The sequence below is a fragment of the Uliginosibacterium sangjuense genome (assembly GCF_059132465.1).
Genome location: NZ_CP101132.1, coordinates 51,600 through 68,495 on the forward strand (window position 1 = coordinate 51,600; position 16,896 = coordinate 68,495).

Annotated in this window: 16 protein-coding genes; 9 read left to right on the forward strand and 7 right to left on the reverse strand. The window is 69.2% G+C overall.

The window, feature by feature from the left end; genetic code table 11:
- The first annotated feature begins 8 nt into the window (after nucleotides 1–8).
- The 3 genes from NMB43_RS00250 (at nucleotide 9) to NMB43_RS00260 (ending at nucleotide 2,273) form a co-directional block, all read left to right on the forward strand.
- On the forward strand, nucleotides 9–599 hold the full coding sequence (locus NMB43_RS00250; RefSeq protein WP_494350143.1) for an LOG family protein: 591 nt from the start codon (nucleotides 9–11) through the stop codon (nucleotides 597–599).
- Nucleotides 600–621: 22 nt separating this feature from the next.
- Nucleotides 622–1,032, forward strand: coding sequence for a DUF3830 family protein (locus tag NMB43_RS00255; protein WP_494350144.1), 411 nt, complete (start codon nucleotides 622–624; stop codon nucleotides 1,030–1,032).
- A gap of 98 nt (nucleotides 1,033–1,130) precedes the next feature.
- Nucleotides 1,131–2,273 (forward strand): hypothetical protein, encoded by a 1,143-nt coding sequence (locus NMB43_RS00260; RefSeq protein WP_494350145.1) that lies wholly within the window; start codon nucleotides 1,131–1,133, stop codon nucleotides 2,271–2,273.
- 532 nt (nucleotides 2,274–2,805) lie between these two features.
- Here NMB43_RS00260 and NMB43_RS00265 read toward each other — a convergent pair.
- The 3 genes from NMB43_RS00265 to NMB43_RS00275 form a co-directional block, all read right to left on the reverse strand.
- Nucleotides 2,806–3,252 carry a hypothetical protein gene (locus NMB43_RS00265; RefSeq protein WP_494350146.1) on the reverse strand — a complete coding sequence of 149 codons (447 nt, stop codon included), beginning with the start codon at nucleotides 3,250–3,252 and terminating at the stop codon, nucleotides 2,806–2,808.
- Between the two features lies 1 nt (nucleotide 3,253).
- Complete coding sequence (locus tag NMB43_RS00270; protein ID WP_494350147.1) at nucleotides 3,254–3,610, reverse strand: hypothetical protein; 357 nt, start codon at nucleotides 3,608–3,610, stop codon at nucleotides 3,254–3,256.
- A 69-nt stretch (nucleotides 3,611–3,679) separates the two neighbouring features.
- A complete protein-coding gene (locus NMB43_RS00275; RefSeq protein ID WP_494350148.1) occupies nucleotides 3,680–3,886 on the reverse strand; it encodes a hypothetical protein in 207 nt (68 codons plus the stop codon).
- A gap of 142 nt (nucleotides 3,887–4,028) precedes the next feature.
- On the opposite strand from NMB43_RS00275, the gene NMB43_RS00280 reads away from it, so the two are divergent.
- Complete coding sequence (locus tag NMB43_RS00280; protein WP_494350149.1) at nucleotides 4,029–5,042, forward strand: metal-dependent hydrolase; 1,014 nt, start codon at nucleotides 4,029–4,031, stop codon at nucleotides 5,040–5,042.
- Nucleotides 5,043–5,046: 4 nt separating this feature from the next.
- Here the strand turns inward: NMB43_RS00280 and NMB43_RS00285 are convergent, their stop codons facing one another.
- The gene (locus tag NMB43_RS00285) at nucleotides 5,047–6,195 is read right to left on the reverse strand and encodes a metallophosphoesterase (protein WP_494350150.1); all 1,149 of its coding nucleotides are present in this window, start codon (nucleotides 6,193–6,195) and stop codon (nucleotides 5,047–5,049) included.
- Between the two features lie 162 nt (nucleotides 6,196–6,357).
- Between NMB43_RS00285 and NMB43_RS00290 the strand changes: the two genes are divergently transcribed.
- The 5 genes from NMB43_RS00290 to NMB43_RS00310 all read left to right on the forward strand — a co-directional run bounded on the left by NMB43_RS00290 (nucleotide 6,358) and on the right by NMB43_RS00310 (nucleotide 13,643).
- Nucleotides 6,358–7,860, forward strand: coding sequence for a histidine kinase N-terminal 7TM domain-containing diguanylate cyclase (locus NMB43_RS00290; protein ID WP_494350151.1), 1,503 nt, complete (start codon nucleotides 6,358–6,360; stop codon nucleotides 7,858–7,860).
- Between the two features lie 340 nt (nucleotides 7,861–8,200).
- Nucleotides 8,201–9,364, forward strand: a complete 1,164-nt coding sequence (locus tag NMB43_RS00295; protein WP_494350152.1) for a pectate lyase — start codon at nucleotides 8,201–8,203, stop codon at nucleotides 9,362–9,364.
- Between the two features lie 187 nt (nucleotides 9,365–9,551).
- Complete coding sequence (locus NMB43_RS00300) at nucleotides 9,552–11,402, forward strand: esterase/lipase family protein (RefSeq protein WP_494350153.1); 1,851 nt, start codon at nucleotides 9,552–9,554, stop codon at nucleotides 11,400–11,402.
- A gap of 85 nt (nucleotides 11,403–11,487) precedes the next feature.
- Nucleotides 11,488–13,044, forward strand: coding sequence for an alkaline phosphatase PhoX (locus NMB43_RS00305; RefSeq protein WP_494350154.1), 1,557 nt, complete (start codon nucleotides 11,488–11,490; stop codon nucleotides 13,042–13,044).
- A gap of 11 nt (nucleotides 13,045–13,055) precedes the next feature.
- A complete protein-coding gene (locus tag NMB43_RS00310; protein WP_494350155.1) occupies nucleotides 13,056–13,643 on the forward strand; it encodes a PEP-CTERM sorting domain-containing protein in 588 nt (195 codons plus the stop codon).
- Nucleotides 13,644–13,707: 64 nt separating this feature from the next.
- Here NMB43_RS00310 and NMB43_RS00315 read toward each other — a convergent pair whose 3' ends face one another.
- From NMB43_RS00315 to NMB43_RS00325, 3 genes are all read right to left on the reverse strand, one after another.
- Nucleotides 13,708–14,091, reverse strand: a complete 384-nt coding sequence (locus NMB43_RS00315; protein ID WP_494350156.1) for a cupin domain-containing protein — start codon at nucleotides 14,089–14,091, stop codon at nucleotides 13,708–13,710.
- Nucleotides 14,092–14,184: 93 nt separating this feature from the next.
- Nucleotides 14,185–15,804 (reverse strand): methyl-accepting chemotaxis protein, encoded by a 1,620-nt coding sequence (locus NMB43_RS00320; protein ID WP_494350157.1) that lies wholly within the window; start codon nucleotides 15,802–15,804, stop codon nucleotides 14,185–14,187.
- A 165-nt stretch (nucleotides 15,805–15,969) separates the two neighbouring features.
- Nucleotides 15,970–16,884 (reverse strand): LysR substrate-binding domain-containing protein, encoded by a 915-nt coding sequence (locus NMB43_RS00325; protein WP_494350158.1) that lies wholly within the window; start codon nucleotides 16,882–16,884, stop codon nucleotides 15,970–15,972.
- Nucleotides 16,885–16,896 lie beyond the last annotated feature (12 nt).

Genomic DNA, 16,896 nt, shown 5'->3' on the forward strand with positions numbered 1-16,896 from the left:
CAAGCAACATGAAACTCAAGAGCCTGGCCGTCTATTGCGGCTCCAATTTTGGTATTTCGCCAGCCTATGCCGAGGGCGCGCGCGCGCTGGGCCAGACCCTGGCCGAGCTGGACATCACCCTGGTCTACGGCGGCACCCACAAGGGCCTGATGGGCGTGGTGGCGGATGCCGTGCTGGCCGCGGGCGGCCGTGCGCACGGCGTGATCAGCCAGCGCCTGTTCGAGCGCGGCCACCTGCATGCCGGCCTTACGCAACACGAGATCACGCCCGACATGCGCAGCCGCAAGGCGCGCATGGTGGAGCTGGCCGATGGCTTCATCGCCTTGCCCGGTGGCCTGGGCACGCTGGAAGAGCTGTTCGAGGTCGCCACGCTGACCCAACTGGGCGACCATGTGAAGCCCTGCGGCGCGCTGAACATCGGCGGCTTCTACGACCCCATGCGGGCGATGCTGGAGAACATGGCGAAGGAAGAGTTCATGCGCATCGAGCATGTCGACATGATCCAGCTCGACGCGGACCCGCAGCAGCTCATCGCGCGCATGGCGCGCTGGGAGATGCCCAAGGTCGAGAAGTGGTTCGCCCCCCGCCCCGCCGTCTGAACACCCTCACCGAAACACGCTCATGACCCGACTCCGCATCACCGCCGGCGAATTCAGCTTCATCGCCGAGACTCACCCCGACGCGCCACAGACCGTGGCCGCCTTCCTCAAGCTGCTGCCCTACCGCCAGAAACTGATCCATGTGCGCTGGAGCGGGGAAGGCTGCTGGATTCCGATGGGTGACTTCCAGTTGGGCGTCGGTTTCGAGAACCACACCAGCCATCCTTCGGTAGGCGACGTGCTGTTCTACCCCGGCGGCTACAGCGAAACCGAGATCATCCTCGCCTACGGCGCCTGCTCCTTCTCCAGCAAGCTGGGGCAACTGGCCGGCAACCACTTTCTGACGATTGTGGAGGGCAAGGAAAACTTGCGCGCGCTGGGCCTCAAGTGCCTGTGGGAAGGCGCGCAGGACGTGCTGTTCGAAGCCGTGTAAGCCTGCCCGCCATCGGTCGGGCAAGCCCCTCCGATGCGCCAGGCGGCGCATCGCGCGCGGGGGTGCAGTGCGAGAGTGGCGGCCACTGGAGGGTCATCATGATTCGCATGCATTCCGGCCTCGTGGCCATCTCGCTGAGCCTGCTCGCCGCCTGTGGCGGTGGGGGCGGCTCGGGCGGCGGAGAGACTGCCGCCGGCGCGTCCTCGTCTTCATCCTCATCCAGCGGCAGCGCACCGGCCCTGCCCACATTCGACGACAACCTGCCCGCGGCTGGCCATGCCGGCGGCTGTGCCGTGCCCGGCGAAGCCCAGGCGGAAGACGTCGCCAGCCCGCGCACGGTGGTCGGTACCGGCACGCCGGCCAGTTGCACCAGCGACGCCTTCGTCGCGGCCGTGGCCAAGGGCGGCGTGATCAGTTTCAACTGCGGCGCGGCGCCAGTCACGATCACCCTCTCCCAGACGGCCAAGGTGGTGAACAACACCGGACCGAAGATCGTCATCGACGGCGGCGGCAAGGTCACGCTGTCGGGTGGCGGGCAGCGGCGCATCCTCTACATGAACACCTGCGACCAGGCCCAGGTGTGGACCACCCCCCACTGCGACAACCAGGACCATCCGCAGCTCACGCTGCAGAACCTGAGCTTCGTGGATGGCGTGAGCCTGGGTGGGGACGGCGGCGGCGCGGTGTTCGCGCGCGGCGGGAGGCTCAAGATCGTCAACAGCCGCTTCTTCCGCAACCAGTGCGATGCCACCGGGCCGGACGTGGGCGGCGCGGCGGTGCGCGCCTTCGACCAGTACAACGATCTGCCGCTGTACGTCGTCAACTCGACCTTCGGTGGGCGCAGCGATCTGGCCAATGTGTGCAGCAATGGCGGCGGCCTGTCCGCCATTGGCGTGAGCTACAGCGTCATCAACAGCCTGTTCACCCACAACCGCGCCATCGGCAACGGCGCCAACCCGGCGCGCAGCGGCACGCCGGGTGGCGGCAGCGGCGGGGCCATCTACAACGACGGCAACAGCTTCCACCTGCGCCTGTGCGGCAGCCGGGTCGCCAACAACAGTGCCAACGAGGGCGGCGGCGCGATCTTCTTCGTCAGCAACGACCGCAGTGGCACGCTGGGGATCACGAACTCCACGCTGACGGCCAATCCCAGCGCCGGTTTCGAGACGGCGGGCTACCCCGGCATCTTCTACCTGGGCAGCGGGGCGCCGCAGTTGAGTGGGAGCACGCTCACGCCTTGAGCGTGAGCGTATGTGCGTGCTCTTCGCGGGGGCAGGCGAACCCCTCCCCAGCCCTCCCCTTGTCAGGGGAGGGAGGGCGCTCCGGTGCGGGGCCTGGCAACTCCCCTGACAAGGGGGGGCCGGGAGGGCTGGGGTACAGCAAGCGAGTGGCGCCCCCACTTGTCTGGCTGCGGTGGCGGGCCGTAAACGGAACGGCCCCGTCTGCCGAGGAGAGGGGGCAGACGGGGCCGGGAATTTCCAGGGGTCTGTGGGGACCCCTCAGGACATCAATGCGTCAGCATCAGCACCTGGACGATCGCGGGGGCGACGGCAACTGCGACCGAGGCGGTCAGGCCGGCAGCGGCACGCAGGGCATTGATGGTGGGGGCGCTCAAGTCACTCATGGTGATACTCCTTGTTCAAGCAGGTTTCATAAGTAGAAACCCTATGGCTGAAGTATCTGCCTGCTTTTGCTGCACCGCCACTTGAATTATTCGATCTTTTCATGCAGGCGCTTTATACCGGCGTTCGTCGGCCCGCCGTGCCCGCTCGCTCAGCGTCCGCCGCCGCCCATGATCAGGTCGAACACCTTGCGCAGCAGGGGCAGCTCCTGCGCCGCCGCGCCGCGCAGCGCGCTGATCGGGCGGAACACGCCGCCTCCGCCCTCGATGCGGTGGGCCGGCGCTTCGAAGGTGGTGAAGCGCAGCAGGTGCACGCGGATCGGGCCATCCTCGCTGTCCAGCCAGGCCTCGAAGTCGCCGACGTAGACCAGCTCCGCCTCGTCCAGCCCGAGTCGCGCGAGGGTCGCCTGCATCAGCGGTTGGGCGGCGTGCTGCGGCAGCGGCGCCACCGTCTCGGCGATGGGCATGGCGCTCGCCGGCAGGGGCGCCGGGCTCAGCAGGGAGCCATCCGGCCAGCGCGCGAACACCAGGGCGGTGCTGTAGCTGTCGAAATGGCACAGGATCACGCGGTTGCTCCGCCACAACAGGTCGTCGCTCATCTCAGCGGGCCTCCAGCAGGCTGGTGATCCGTGCCTGCACGCTGGCGGGCGCGAGGGGCTGGTCGGCGGCGTCGCTCAGGGCAGCGCCCCGGGTCGTGGCCAGTACCGTGGCGACCATCAGCGCCGCCAGTTCCTCGCGCGGATCGCCGGTCCAGCGCAGGCTCAGGCCGTCGGCCTCGCGCACGACGCTGAACCCGGCGTCCTCGCCATCCAGGATGCAGCCCTGGAAGCCGCTGGCGCTGGCCAGCTTCAAGCCCTCGGGATCGAGCGGATAGCCGGCTTCGCGCAGGGCGGCCTTCAGTTCGGCCGGCGCGGGCAGCGCGTCGGCTTGGATACGGATGCGACAGGAACGTGACATTTGTAGGCTCCGCCTGGGGAATGGGAGCCTTGCTGCAAGAAGCGCACCGGCTAGCGTGCGGGCACGCGCTCAGAAAGGCAGGCGGCGGCGCGGCGGGGGCGGGGGAGATGCGGCCTCGGGTTCGGCGCGTTGCGGCTTGCGCGGCAGGTTCATCTCCTCGCGCGCGAAGCGCACCTTGCCTTCCAGCACGCAGCCGCGCATCCCGGGCTCGCAGCGCGCGCCCTGTACGCGCTGGCACACGCTGTCGAGGTCGTGCGGACAACTCCAGGCACTCATGCGTCTTCCTCCCGCCGGATCACAGTGTCCAGTGTGGCAGCATCGGTGAGGCCAGGCGATGCGGAACCTCAAGCACGCCGCACCGGTCTCTACTCCCGACTCCCGACTCCCGACTCCCGACTCCCGACTCCCGAACCTCCCCATGGACTCCGTCTCGCAATTCGCTTTGGGCGCCGCACTGGGCGTGGCCGTCATGGGCCGCCGCACCGCCGTGTGGAAGGCCGCGCTATGGGGCGGCCTGGCCGGCACGCTGCCGGACCTGGATGTGCTGATCGATCACGGCGATCCGCTCGCCAACATGGTCAATCATCGCGGCGCCAGCCATGCCCTGTTCTACCTGAGCCTGCTCGCGCCGCTGCTGGCGCTGCTGCCCTGGTGGCTGCACGGCCGCGAGGCCTATCGACGATGGTGGCTGGCGCTGTGGCTGGCCCTGGTCACGCACCCGCTGCTGGACGCCTTCACCGTCTATGGCACGCGTCTCCTGCTGCCCTTCAGCGATCACCCCTTCGCCGCCGGCAGCGTGTTCATCATCGACCCGCTGTACACCCTGCCGCTCTTGTTCGGCCTGGGCCTGGCGCTGGCATGGCGCGATGCGCTTGGCATGCGCGCCAATGCCCTCGGCCTGACGCTGTCGACGGCCTATCTCGGCTGGAGCCTGTTCGCCCAGGCCCAGGTGGTGGCGGTGGCCGAGGCCTCGCGCCCGCCGGGGCTGGATGCGGCGAGCGCGCGCCTGCTGGTCACCCCGGCGCCGCTCAACACCGTGCTGTGGCGCGTGGTATGGATGGACGACACGCATTACTACGAGGGCTTCCGCTCGCTGCTGGACGCCGATGCGCGCATGCAGTTCGACAGCTTCCCGGCCGGCCACGCGCTGCGCACCCAACTGGCCGAGCCGGCGCCGGCCAATGCGCTGATGCGCTTTGCCCAGGGCTTCGTGCGCCTGCATGAGCGCGAGGGCCAGGTGCTGCTGACCGATCTGCGCATGGGGCAGGAGCCGCACTACGTGTTCAGCTTCGTGATCGCCGAGCGTCCGGCCGGCGCGGCCCAGGCCAGCGCGGTGAGCCCGCGCCAGGTCGGCTCGCGTGGCGATGCCGCGGCCAGCCTGCGCTGGCTATGGCGGCGCCTGCAGGGGCAGGCCCTGCCGCCGCCGCGCTGAGCGATCAGGCGGCGACGAGCTGCAGGCAGGTGATCTCGGAGGGCGCGCCGAACCGCTTGGGCGGGCCCCAGTAGCCGGTGCCGCGGCTGACGTAGACCCACAGCGAGCGCAGCTTGTGCAGGCCGGCGGTGAAGGGTTGCTGCAGCGGCACGAAGTGGTTCCACGGCCAGAACTGGCCGCCATGCGTGTGGCCCGAAATCTGCAGATGGAAGCCGGCCGCGGCGGCCGCTTCCGCGCTGCGCGGCTGGTGCGCCAGCAGCAGCTTGATCGCCTCGGCTGGCGCGCCGGCCAGGGCGGCCTTGGGGTCGCTGCGGTGCGAGGCGTAGAAGCTGCCCGCGCCATAGTCGGTCACCCCCGCCACCACCAGCGGCGCATCGCCGTGGCGGATCAGCACGTGTTCGTTGAGCAGCACGGTCAGCCCGAGGCGGCGCAGCTCCGCGATCCATTCCGGCGCACCCGAGTAGTACTCGTGATTGCCGGTCACGAAGAAGCGCCCGTGGCGCGCACGCAGATCGGCCAGCGGTGCGGTGTGCGCGGCCAGGTCGGCGACCCAGCCGTCGACCAGATCGCCGGTGATCGCCACCAGGTCGGGCTTCAGCGCATTGACGCGCGCCACGATGCGCGCCAGGTAGTCGCGCTTGATCGTCGGGCCGACATGGATGTCGCTGATCTGCGCGATGCGAAAGCCCTGCAGGGCCGGCGGCAGGCCGGCCAGCGGCACCTTGACCTCCACCACCTGCGCCAGGCGCCGCGCGTTGAGCAGGCCCAGGGCGCTGATGGCGAGCGTCACGCCGAGCACCAGCAGGGCGGAGTCCGGGCCGAAGGCGGCCGGCAGGGCGAACAGGCCGAAGCCCTCCAGCGCCGTCAGCAGCAGCCACAGCAGGTCGCGCAGCACGGTGAACACGAACAGCGAGGAGAACAGGCCCATGGCCAGCATCGCCGCCCAGGACAGCGCATCGCGCAGGCGCGCGCTGCGCAGCGCGCGAGTCATCAGCCCCAGTGGCTGCAGCAGCGTGGACAAGGCCAGCACGGCCCAGCCGCCAGCCTGCACGGCGGCATCCGGGGAAAGGTCGGGCAGCAGGCGCAGGCCCAGGTAGAGGTGCAGCAGGCCGAGCAGGCCGGTGGCGACGAGCAGGAAACGCAGCGGGGGCATCAGAGCTGGGCGGTGAAGGGATATGCCTTAGGTGCGGGCCACAGGCGAAGGTTCAAGCAGGCCTTTTGCACAACACTGAAAGCTGCGCTTCTCCTGGCTTTGGCAACTGGCGTGAGGCGATAGACTTACGGGCTTCAGTCGCCAGCGCGATGCGCGCTTTGCATGCCTTCCGTCTTTCCCGCACTGTCGGTCTTCCTGTTTGTCACCGCGTTGCTGTGCCTGGGCCTGGGCATCAACGCGCTACGCCAGAGCGCCACGGTCTTCGGTCGCCACTTCGGCGGCCTGATGTTCTGCGGCGCGGCCTATGCACTGGGCTACGGCCTGGAGCTGGCTGCACCGGACCTCGCCCGCATGCAGGCCATGCTGCGCCTGCAGTACCTGGGTATCCCCCTCGTGCCCTACTTCTGGGTCGGCCTGGCCTGGTCCTACCTGGAGCCGCGCGGGATGCCGCCGCGCTGGCACTTCGCTTTGCTGGGCCTTTCGTTCCTGGTCTTTCTGGCCTTCCAGAGCAACGAGCTGCATCACCAGTACTACACCCATCTGGCATATCGGCGCGAAGCCGACCTGGCCATCGCGGTGATCGGCAAAGGGGTGGGCTACTGGTTCAACATTGCCTACCTGAACCTCAGCACCCTGATGGGCGTGCTGCTGTTGTTCCGTGCCTGGCGCCAGAGTGTGTCGCTGTATCGCCAGCAGGCCGGGCTGCTCCTGCTTGGCTCCCTGCTGCCCTGGCTGTTCCACCTGCTCTACCAGTTCGGCCTGTCGCCGCACGGCATCGACCTCAGCCCCTTCGGCCTGGCCGCCACCGGCCTGGTGTTCGCCGTGGCCTGCCTGCGCCACAGCGTGCTGGACGTACTCCCCTTGGCGCGCGATCTCGTCTTCGACGGCGTCGCCGAGGGCGTGATCGTGCTCGACCTGCGCCAGCGCATCATCGACTTCAATCGGGCGGCGCAGAGTTTCTTCCCGCAGCTCGACCACAGCCTGATCGGCACCGAAGGGCTAAACCTGCCGGACGTGCCCGCACTCGTCCTGGCCTTGCGGCAGCCTGAGCCCTGCATCCACGCCGGCGGCGGGCTGCGCCTGGAGATCCGCCACCAGCTGCTGCGCGACCGGCGTGGTCAGCTCGTCGGGGGGGCCCTGCTGGTGGTGGACGTGACTGAAAAGCTCGCCCTGCTCGACGAGTTGCGCGGGCTCGCCACGCTGGACGAGCTGACCGGCTGCTACAACCGGCGCCACTTGTTGGAACTGGCCGAGCGCGAACTGCTGCGCGCCCGCCGTCACCGGCGTCCGCTGTCGGCGTTAATCATCGACCTGGACGACTTCAAGCACATCAACGACAGCCAGGGTCATGCGGCTGGCGACGCATTGCTGCGCCGGCTTACCGCCAGCTTGCGCCAGCGCCTGCGCGCAACCGACATCTTCGGCCGCTATGGCGGTGATGAATTCGTGGTTGTGTTGCCGGAGACAGGTGAGGACTGTGCCTTGATGATCGCCGAGGACCTGTGCCGGCTGGCGCGCGAACAATGCGCGCACGGCCTGAGCATCGGCGTCGCCATGCTGGGCACGGCGCATGAGGACTTCGCCGCGCTGCTGCGCGAGGCCGACCTGGCTTTGTACCGTAGCAAGGCGGCGGGCAAGGGACGGGCGGCCGTGCTCAGCGACTGAGCAGATCGGGACAGGCAATGAAACGCCGACCCCTGCAGCCGGCGGTCGCTGAGATGTGCCGGGTTCAGCCCTGGGGCCTGGCGTACGCTCATCTTGAACATCTGCAGTCTCTTCGTTGGGTCGGGATGTTGCTCACGCGCGGCTGAATGGCTTCTTTTCAGAGTGATGGAACCAGGTAGCTAGGGGGCTTATCCCGCACTGCAGCAGGCTTTCCGCGTTTTCGTGCCGTCCGGAAGATCGGTTTGCACTTTTTTGCAAAGTCCCGAACAATGCCCCGCGGTCGTTTGCAGGGCAGCGTGGCGCGGCCGGATCAAACCAATAAACATCCTGGAGACAAACCATGAAAGCGAAGCAACTTCTGCTCGGCGCACTGGCCATGGCCTGCGCCAGCACGGCCTGGGCGGCCAACCGTCCGGCCGGATTCGTCACCATCTGCGCCGAGGGCAAGACCTGCTCGGTGGCCGCCAATACCAACGTGGCCTTCGGCCGCGCCGACAAGTTTCTCTACAAGGTGCTGAGCGGCAGCTTCGTGTGTAACGAAGCCACCTTCGGCGGCCGCATCGCGGGCGGCGTCAACGAGTGCTCGATCAGCAAGGGCAGCAGCTCCAGCTCGTCGTCGAGTTCCTCGTCGAGCTCTTCGTCCAGCTCGTCCTCCAGCTCTTCCTCGTCGTCGTCCTCGTCGAGCAGCTCCTCGTCCAGTTCCTCTTCGTCCTCGTCGAGCAGCAGCTCCAGCTCGTCCTCCAGCTCCTCGTCGGGCTCGGGCGGTGGCGTGCCGGTGCCGGGCTGGACTGGCCCGGTCAACGTGTGCGAACCCGGCGCGCTGATCTATGACACCACGCTGGATTGCGGCGGCAAGCGCATCGGCCTGTCCTGCGCCGGCGGCAGCGAGACCCAGCCGGCCGTGCTGACCCTGATCAACGCCACGGTCAAGAACGTGGTGATCCCGGCCGGCGGCGGTTCGGACGGGATCCACTGCGGTTGGGGCAGTCTCGGCAGCGGTCTCGGCACCAATGTCCAGGGCGGCACCTGCAACCTGGAGAACGTGGTGTGGGAAGAAGTGTGTGAAGACGCCGCCTCCATCGGCAACGGCCAGCGTGGCACCGTCATGAACATCAAGGGCGGCACCGCAGCCAATGCCGACGACAAGGTGTTCCAGAACAACGGCATCAACTCCACGCTCAATGTCGACAACTTCACCACCACCGGCTCGATCGGCAAGCTGTCGCGCTCCTGCGGTGACTGTACCGGCAACGGCGGCCCGCGCTACTTCAACATCAACAATGTGAAGATGGAGAAGGTGTCCACGGTGATCGGCGTGAACGGCAACTATGGCGACAAGGCCACGCTGCGCAACATCCAGATCAAGGGCTACAAGTCCGGCAGCCCCAAGGTCTGCGTCGAGTACGTGGGTGTGCAGAAGGGCGGCGGCTCGTCCAAGACGGTCGGCGAGAAGTGGAACACCGCCAACTGCGACGTGAGCCCCAGCGATGTGAAGGCCTACTGAGCCTCGCTGTCGGCGCGGGCGGCCTGGCTGCCCGCGTGATGTGATCCGGCCCCCGCCTCGCCAGAGCCGGGGGCTTTTTGTTGTACTCGCTTCGTCCCGCACCGTCGCGTCCCTTGCGTACGCCTTCAATCCCGCGTGGCGCCGGTGCACACTGCGCGCTGCGGTGAACGGGTCAGGGAGTGAGTAGATGGGAATCCACGCGTGGAAGACGATGGCCGGGGCCGGCTTGCTCCTGCTGCTGGCCGGCTGCAGCCTGCTCACGGTGCGCGAGCAGGCCCACAGCTTCCATGCCACGGTCATCCTGGCCGGACGCGTCGAGGCCGCGGCGGGTGGCCGCCCGCTGGTGGTGGCCGCCTGGCGCCAGCAGGCGGGGCGCATCGAGGTGCTGCACGCGACGCGCCTGCACGAGCCGGGTGGTTACGAGCTGATCGTGGGCCTGGGCGAGGCGCGTGTGTTCGCCTTCGTCGATGCCGATGACGACGGCCTGTTCGATGCGGGCGAGGCGGCCGGCGAGTATCGTGGCCCGTCCGGGCCGCAGATCCTGCTCACCCCGGCTAGCGGGGGCATCGTCACCGGCCTCGACTTCGCACTGTCCGTCAGCGCCACGCCGGCCCTGCCGCCGGGCAGCCGCCTGCTGGCGCCACGCACGCCGCGTCACAGCAGCCAGGTCGGCGCCCTGCTCGACCTGGACGACCCGCGCTTCGGCGCCGAGGCCGGCCGCCAGGGCTACTGGTCGCCGGTCGACTTCTACCGTGAGCAGGGCGGCAACATCTACTTCCTGGAGCCCTACGACCCGGCGCGCATCCCCATCCTGTTCGTGCACGGCGCGCAGGGCTCGCCGCACGACTTCCGCGGCCTCGTCGCGCGCCTGGATCGCAGCCGCTACCAGGCCTGGTTCTTCCAGTACCCCTCGGGCGTGGCGGTCGAGTCCATGGCCCACCTGCTGTACTGGAAGCTGCTGAACCTGCAGTTCCGCTACGCCTTCCCGCGCCTCTACCTCACCGCCCACAGCATGGGCGGGCTGGTGACGCAGAGCTTCCTGGAGCAGTTCGGCGCGCAGTTCCCGCAGATCCGCCTGTTCGTCTCCATCGCCACGCCTTGGGGCGGCGACGCGGCGGCGGCCAGCGGGGTGCGCTACTCGCCGGCAGTGCTGCCGGCCTGGCAGGACCTGCAGCCGCAGGGGCGCTTCCTGCAGGGTCTGTTCCAGCGCCCGCTGCCGTCCCACATCGACTACTACCTGTTCTTCGCCCACCACGGCAGCCCCGGTCTATGGCGGCCCAACAACGACGGCACGGTGACCCTCGCCAGCCAGTTGCGCCCGGCTGCGCAGGCGGCGGCGCGCCAGGTCTTCGGCTTTGACGAGGGGCATGTCGGCGTACTCGACTCGCCCGCGCTGGCGCAGCGCTACCACGCGGTGCTGCAGGCCCTGGCGCAACCGCCGCGCGAGGAGGGCCGGCTGGCGGTCAGCGCGCACTACGCCGGCCACACCGGGCCGGCGCCGATCGCCCTGCTGCGCCTGCGCCCGCAGGACGGGGGCAACGAGCTGCTGACCTCGCTCGGCCAGGCCCACGCCATCACGCTGCCACCAGGCTCCTACCGTGCCGAGCTGTACGCCCACGGCTACCGGGCCACGACGCCTGCACCCATGCTGCAGGTGGAGGCCGGGCGCAGCGTCGCGCTGACGGTGGACCTGCGTCCCGAGCCGGTGCTGTGGGGCTACCTGGTGGAGCCGGCCCGTTCCGGCGCGCAGCCGGCCGGCCAGTACCGGCGCCCCGCCGCCGCCAGCCTGCGGCGCGCGACGCTGGTCGGGCCCTCCGGCACGCGCCGGGTCGAGGCCGTGGCCGACGGAGCCGATCTCGCCATGTCGGCCTACCTGGCCGGGCGTGACCATGCCTTCGACGGCTTCTTCTCCTTCGTCGGGCTGAGCCCGGGGCGCCATCGCCTGCAAGTCGAGCGCGCTGATGGCCGGCTCTGGGAGCAAGAGGTCATGGTCGGCGACGGCGGGGTCAGCGAGCCGGTGCTGGTCGAGCTGCCCTGAAAGCTCTCGGCACCGCACACACACTCCTGCAATATCTGGCGGCAATGCTCTCCTGGCTGTTCCCCAACACAGTCAGGAGAGAACGATGTACGCCCCACAACACGAAGACCCGTCCGAGGTTTCGGACACCCGCCGCGGCCTGCTCAAGGGTGGCGCCGCCGCCATCGCCGCCGCGTTTGCCGGCCCCGTTGCCGCGCTGGCCAGCCGCCAGGCCGAGGCAGCCTGCGTGCCGGCCAGCGCGTCCACGCTGGGCACCAGCCCCTACGGCGCGCTCGCCCCGGTCAACGACCTCACCACCGGCCTGCCGCTGATCCAGTTGCCGCCCGGCTTTTCCTACAAGTCCTACGGCTGGACCGGCGACCTCATGAGCGACGGCCTCGCCACCCCGGCCGCGCATGACGGCATGGGCGTCGTGTTGTCGCGCAAAGTCGGCCGCAGCACCGAGATCATCCTGGTGCGCAACCACGAGCTGTCGACCTCCAGCAATCCGGCCAACATCGTCGGCGCCAGCAAGGCCAACGTCGCCAAGTACGACACCGGCGCCACCGGTACCAGCTACCAGATCGGCGGCAACACCAACCTGGTGTGGCGCGACGGCAACTGGGTCGCCAGCTACGCCACCCTGGGCGGCATCTACCGCCCCTGCGCCGGCGGCGCCACGACCTGGGGCTCCTGGTTGTCGAACGAGGAGATCCGTTCCAACAGCATCAGCAGTACCGGCAAGAAGCACGGCTACATCTTCGAGGTGCCGGCCGACACCAGCCTCACCGCGGCCAACCCGAACCCGATCTTCGGCATGGGCCGCATGGCCCACGAGGCCAGCGCGATCGACCCCGACACCGGCTACTGGTACCTCACCGAGGACCAGGGCAATGCCAACACCCTGTACCGCTTCCTGCCCAACAACGTCTCCGGTGGCCTCAACTCGCTGCATGCCGGCGGCAAGCTGCAAGGCCTCAAGGTGCGTGGTGTGATGAATGCGGACCTACGCATGCCCACGCTGTGCCAGGAGTTCCCGGTGGAATGGGTGGATATCGCCAACCCGGACCTGGACGGCGCCACCCTGGCGTCGGTGGTCGGCAACGTGTCGGCCAGCGGCCCCTACCTGCAGGCCTATGCCGGCGGCGCGGCGATCTTCGGCGCCACCGAAGGCTGTTGGGTGGCCAATGGGATCGTCTACTTCACCGACAAGCAGGTGAGCTCCAACCCCAACCGTGCCGGCCGCATCTGGGCCCTGCACCTGGCCAGCAACACGCTCAAGGCGATCCTGGTCAGCAATGACATCACCGTCGGCAACTCGCCCGACAACCTGTGCGTCAGCCCGCGCGGCGGCGTGCTGTTCAACGAGGACGGCTCGGGCACCGGGCTCAACGCGGCCGGCCAGACCATCTCGGTGCCGGCCCAGCGCCTCATGGTGCTGCGCCCGGACGGCACGACCTACCCCTTCGCCTCGCACAACTACAACTTCACGGCTGCCCAGCTCAGCGCCGTGGGCAAGTCCGCCAGCCTCGCCGGCAACCGCCGCAACACCGAGTGGGCCGGCTCCTGCTTCAGCCCGGACGGCCGCGTGCTCTTCGTCAACCTCTACACCCCCGGCATCACGCTGGCCATCACCGGCCCGTGGGCCAACGGCAGCCTGTAAGGAGTCCCGCCATGAACCTGTTCAAGAAAACCCTGCTCGCCCTGGCCCTGGCGCAGACCCTGCCGGCCTCGGCCGCTCTCCTGAGCGCCACCGACCTGGCCGGCAACAGCTTTGCCGACTACTCCGCCGAAGGCCTGCTGGCGCTGGACATCAACGCCTATAACCACGCCCCGCTGTCCTTCACGGTCAGCTTCAGCGCGAGCGAGATTGCCGCCGGCAGCGTGGCCTTCAACGCGGTGATCAACAGCCTGGTGCCGCAGGGCATCAGCGGCCTGCGCCTGGACTTCGGAAGCCTCGCGCTGAGCGCCGGCAGCGTGCAGTCGGCCTTCGACCCGGGCGCCAGCGGTGCCTATGGCGTGAGCCAGAACGGCGGCCTGTTCACCGCCTCGCGCGGCGGCGTGGTCGAGTACTACGGTCTGCTGGTCGGCGACCCCTACGTGGGGGGCAGCCTGACCGACTGGCAGATCGCCACCGGCAACCTGGTGGCCGGCAACGCCTATGCCTTCAGCATCCAGGCCGTGCCGGAGCCGGCGCAGGGCCTGCTGCTCGCCACTGCTCTGGGCCTGCTGGCGGCGGTCCGTCGCCGCGCGCGGGACTGAACCATCGCAGCAAGAAAAACGGGCCGCATCAGCGGCCCGTTTTTCTTCCCATCGTCGTAGAGACTCAGCCCTTCACAAACAGCGTCACCAGCGGCTGATTGCCGAGCTGACGGCTCCAGTGGCCGTGCACCGTGGGGTCGAACGTTGCACCCTCGGGCAGGGTGTCGGCCGAGTAGAAATGCTCGCCGGCCACGAACACGCGTGTGCTGCCGTCGAGCAGGCCGATCTCCATCGCGCCGCTGAGCACGAACAACCATTGCGGGGTGCCGGTGCAATGCACCTGGCTGCGGAAGCCGACCGGGCTCTCGCGGAACTGCACGCCGCTGGCGGTCTGGATGGAGGACAGCGCGGCCATCGGTGTGCCCTCGGTCAGGGGAATCTGTTCCTCGCGGAATTTGGCGCGGCCATCGGTATCGGTGTACAGCACGACCTTGGTGAAGCTGGGCATGGGGGTTCTCCGGTCTGCGGTTGAAGAGGACGCAAGCCTACCCCAGGCGGCTCCCGGCGGGGGCCTTCTGCCCGCCCGGCGCCTTGCGCCTGCTCAGACCTTGAACTGTCCGACCGAGCCGTTGAGCGCGGCCATGCTGTCGCGGGTCTGGCCGATCAGGTGGTCGAGGGTCTGGGCGTCGTCCGCCGCGGCGCGCGCGGTGCCACTGATCTGCTCGATCACGCGTGCGATGTCGTGCTGCGTCTGGCGCTGTGCCGCCAAGGTGTCGCGGATGTCGCGCATGCCGTTGACGACTTCGTCGGCGGCCGCCGGAATCTGCGCCACCGTTTCGGCCGAGGCGGCGGCGCGGGCGATGCCCTCGGTCACCGCCGTCACGTTGTGCGCGACCTTGGCGACCGCCGCCTGGCTGGCCTGGTTGATCCGCTCGATCAGGCCGAACACCTGGTCGGTGGCCTGGCCGGTGCGCTCGGCCAGCTTGCGCACCTCGTCGGCCACCACCGCGAAGCCGCGCCCCTGCTCCCCGGCGCGTGCCGCCTCGATGGCCGCGTTGAGAGCCAGCAGATTGGTCTGGTCGGCGATGGCGCGGATCGCGCTGACCACGCCGGAGATTTCACCCGCCTCGCGGGCCAGCGAGGCGATGACCGTGGACACCTCCTGCACCGCCTGGGCCAGCCCGCTCAGCTCATCGGTGGCCTCGCGCACCGCCTGCGCGCCCTGTTGCGACACGCTGCCGGCCGACTGCGCCGCCTGCACCGCGCGCTGCGCGTTGCCGGCCACCAGCTCGACGCCTTCCGCCGCCTCCTCGAAGCCGCGCAGGGCGCCCTGCACCATACCGTCCTGCGTCTCGGCCTGGCTGCGCACGCGCAACGACAGCGCGGTGAGCTGCTGCATGTTGCGGTCGATGTCGGCCGCCGCGCGATGCACCTGCGCCACTACCTCGCCCTGGCGGCTGAGCATCAGCGAGATGGCCTGGGCCAGCGCCTGCACCTCGCGGCTGCCGGCCACCCGCAGGCTGTGCCGCAGGTCGCCGCTGCGCGCGATCTCGCCCGCCTCGCCCGCCAGCGCCTGCAGGGCAGGCACGCTGCCGCGATAGACCCCCCACGCCACCGCCACCACCAGCAGCACGGCCAGGGTGGCCGCCAGCAGGTTCATCCGCTTGCTCTGCTGCACCGAGTCGACGGCCGCCTGCGCCTGCGCTTCGGCACTCTCGCCGATGGCATCGCTGAGCTTCTCCAGCGCCTCCTCCAGCGCGACGAAGTCGGCATTGAAGCCGCCGAGCTGGCTGCCGGCGTCCTGCGTCGGCTGTTGCAGGATCGCCGCCGCCGTGGCGACGTAGCGCTCCAGCACCGGCTGGGTGTCGGTGGCCAGGCGCCGCGCCGCCTCGGGCAGCACGCCCAGGTTCTGCTGGAAGTCCTCGCGCAGGGCGCGCGCGTGCTCGGCGAAATCGCGCCGCGCCTCGTCCAGCCCGGCGGGGTCCTTGGCGGCGCTGAGCAAGGCCTTGTAGACGTCGGCGCGGATCGCGTCGTGCATCATGTCCACGTCGCCCTGCACGCGCGCAATCTTGGCGCTGGCGAGCACCGCCGCGTTGCTGGCGGCCATGCGCTGCACGCCTAGCTGGCCGATCACGGCGGACAGGCCCAGGGCCAGCACGGCCACCAGGGTGAGGATGATCAGCAAGGTGCTGATCGCGGCACCGCGTTGCAGGCGCTGCATGGGGGCCTCCTATGTGCTCTCTCGGGGTCAGACCAGAGCTAACGGCAGGCCGGGAAGGTGACTTGATGGCACCGTGGCGCCCCGGCTGGATTCAGTCTGGGGCGCCTGCGGTCGGATCTGCCGCCAGGCCAACGGGTCACCCAGCACCGCCGGGCCGGTCGGGGCTCAGGCGTGGATCGGTGCCGGCACGTCGGTGGTCGCGGCCTGTTGCTCGGCGCAGAAGGCGCGCACCGTGGCGAGCATGGCGTGCAGCAGGGGCGAGCTTTCGCTGTGGCGATAGATGCACTGCACGTCGAAGGGCACGGTCGGCCCGCTGGCATAGGGACGGAACACCACGTTGGGAATCTGCAGCGCGTGGATCGAGGGCGGCGCGAAGGTGATGCCGAAGCCGTTGCTGACCAGGGCCAGCGTGGTCAGCATGTCGTCCGCCCGGTGGCGGACCTGGCCATGCGCGCCGTGCGCCTGGCTCACCCCGGCGGCCAGCGCGCTGTCGAAGTTGGCGCCCACGCGCGTCTCGCCCTCCAGGTCTTCCTTGTAGATGAGGCTGCGGGCGGCCAGCGGGTGGTCCTTGTGCAGGGCCACCTGCAGGGTCTCGCGGTAGACCGTCTCGTAGGCCAGGTCCGGCTCCTGCAGCGGGAAGCGGTCGAAGGCGACGAGGATTCTGCCCTGGCGCAGCAACTCCACCTGCTGGTCCTTGCGCGCGTTGTGGAGGATGAAGTCGACGCGTGGATGGGCCTCGGCAAAGCGCTTGAGCACCTGCGGCACGATGCTGAAGATGGCCGAGCCATAGACGCCGATGTGCAGCGCCTGGTGGGCGAGCTGCTCGGCCTGCTGGGCCGCCAGCTTGGCCTGGGCCAGCTCGGCCTTGATGATGCGCGCGTGATTCAGCAGCGCCGAGCCGGCGGCGGTGATCTCCATGCCCGCCGTGGTGCGCGTGAACAGCGGCACCCCGATCTCTTCCTCCAGCGAGTGGATCTGGCGCGTCAGCGCTGGCTGCGTGATGTGCAGGCGCGCCGCCGCGCGCCCGATGTTGCGCTCCTCGGCGACGGCGATGAAGTAGATGAGGGAGCGGGTATCCACGCGGTGTGACCC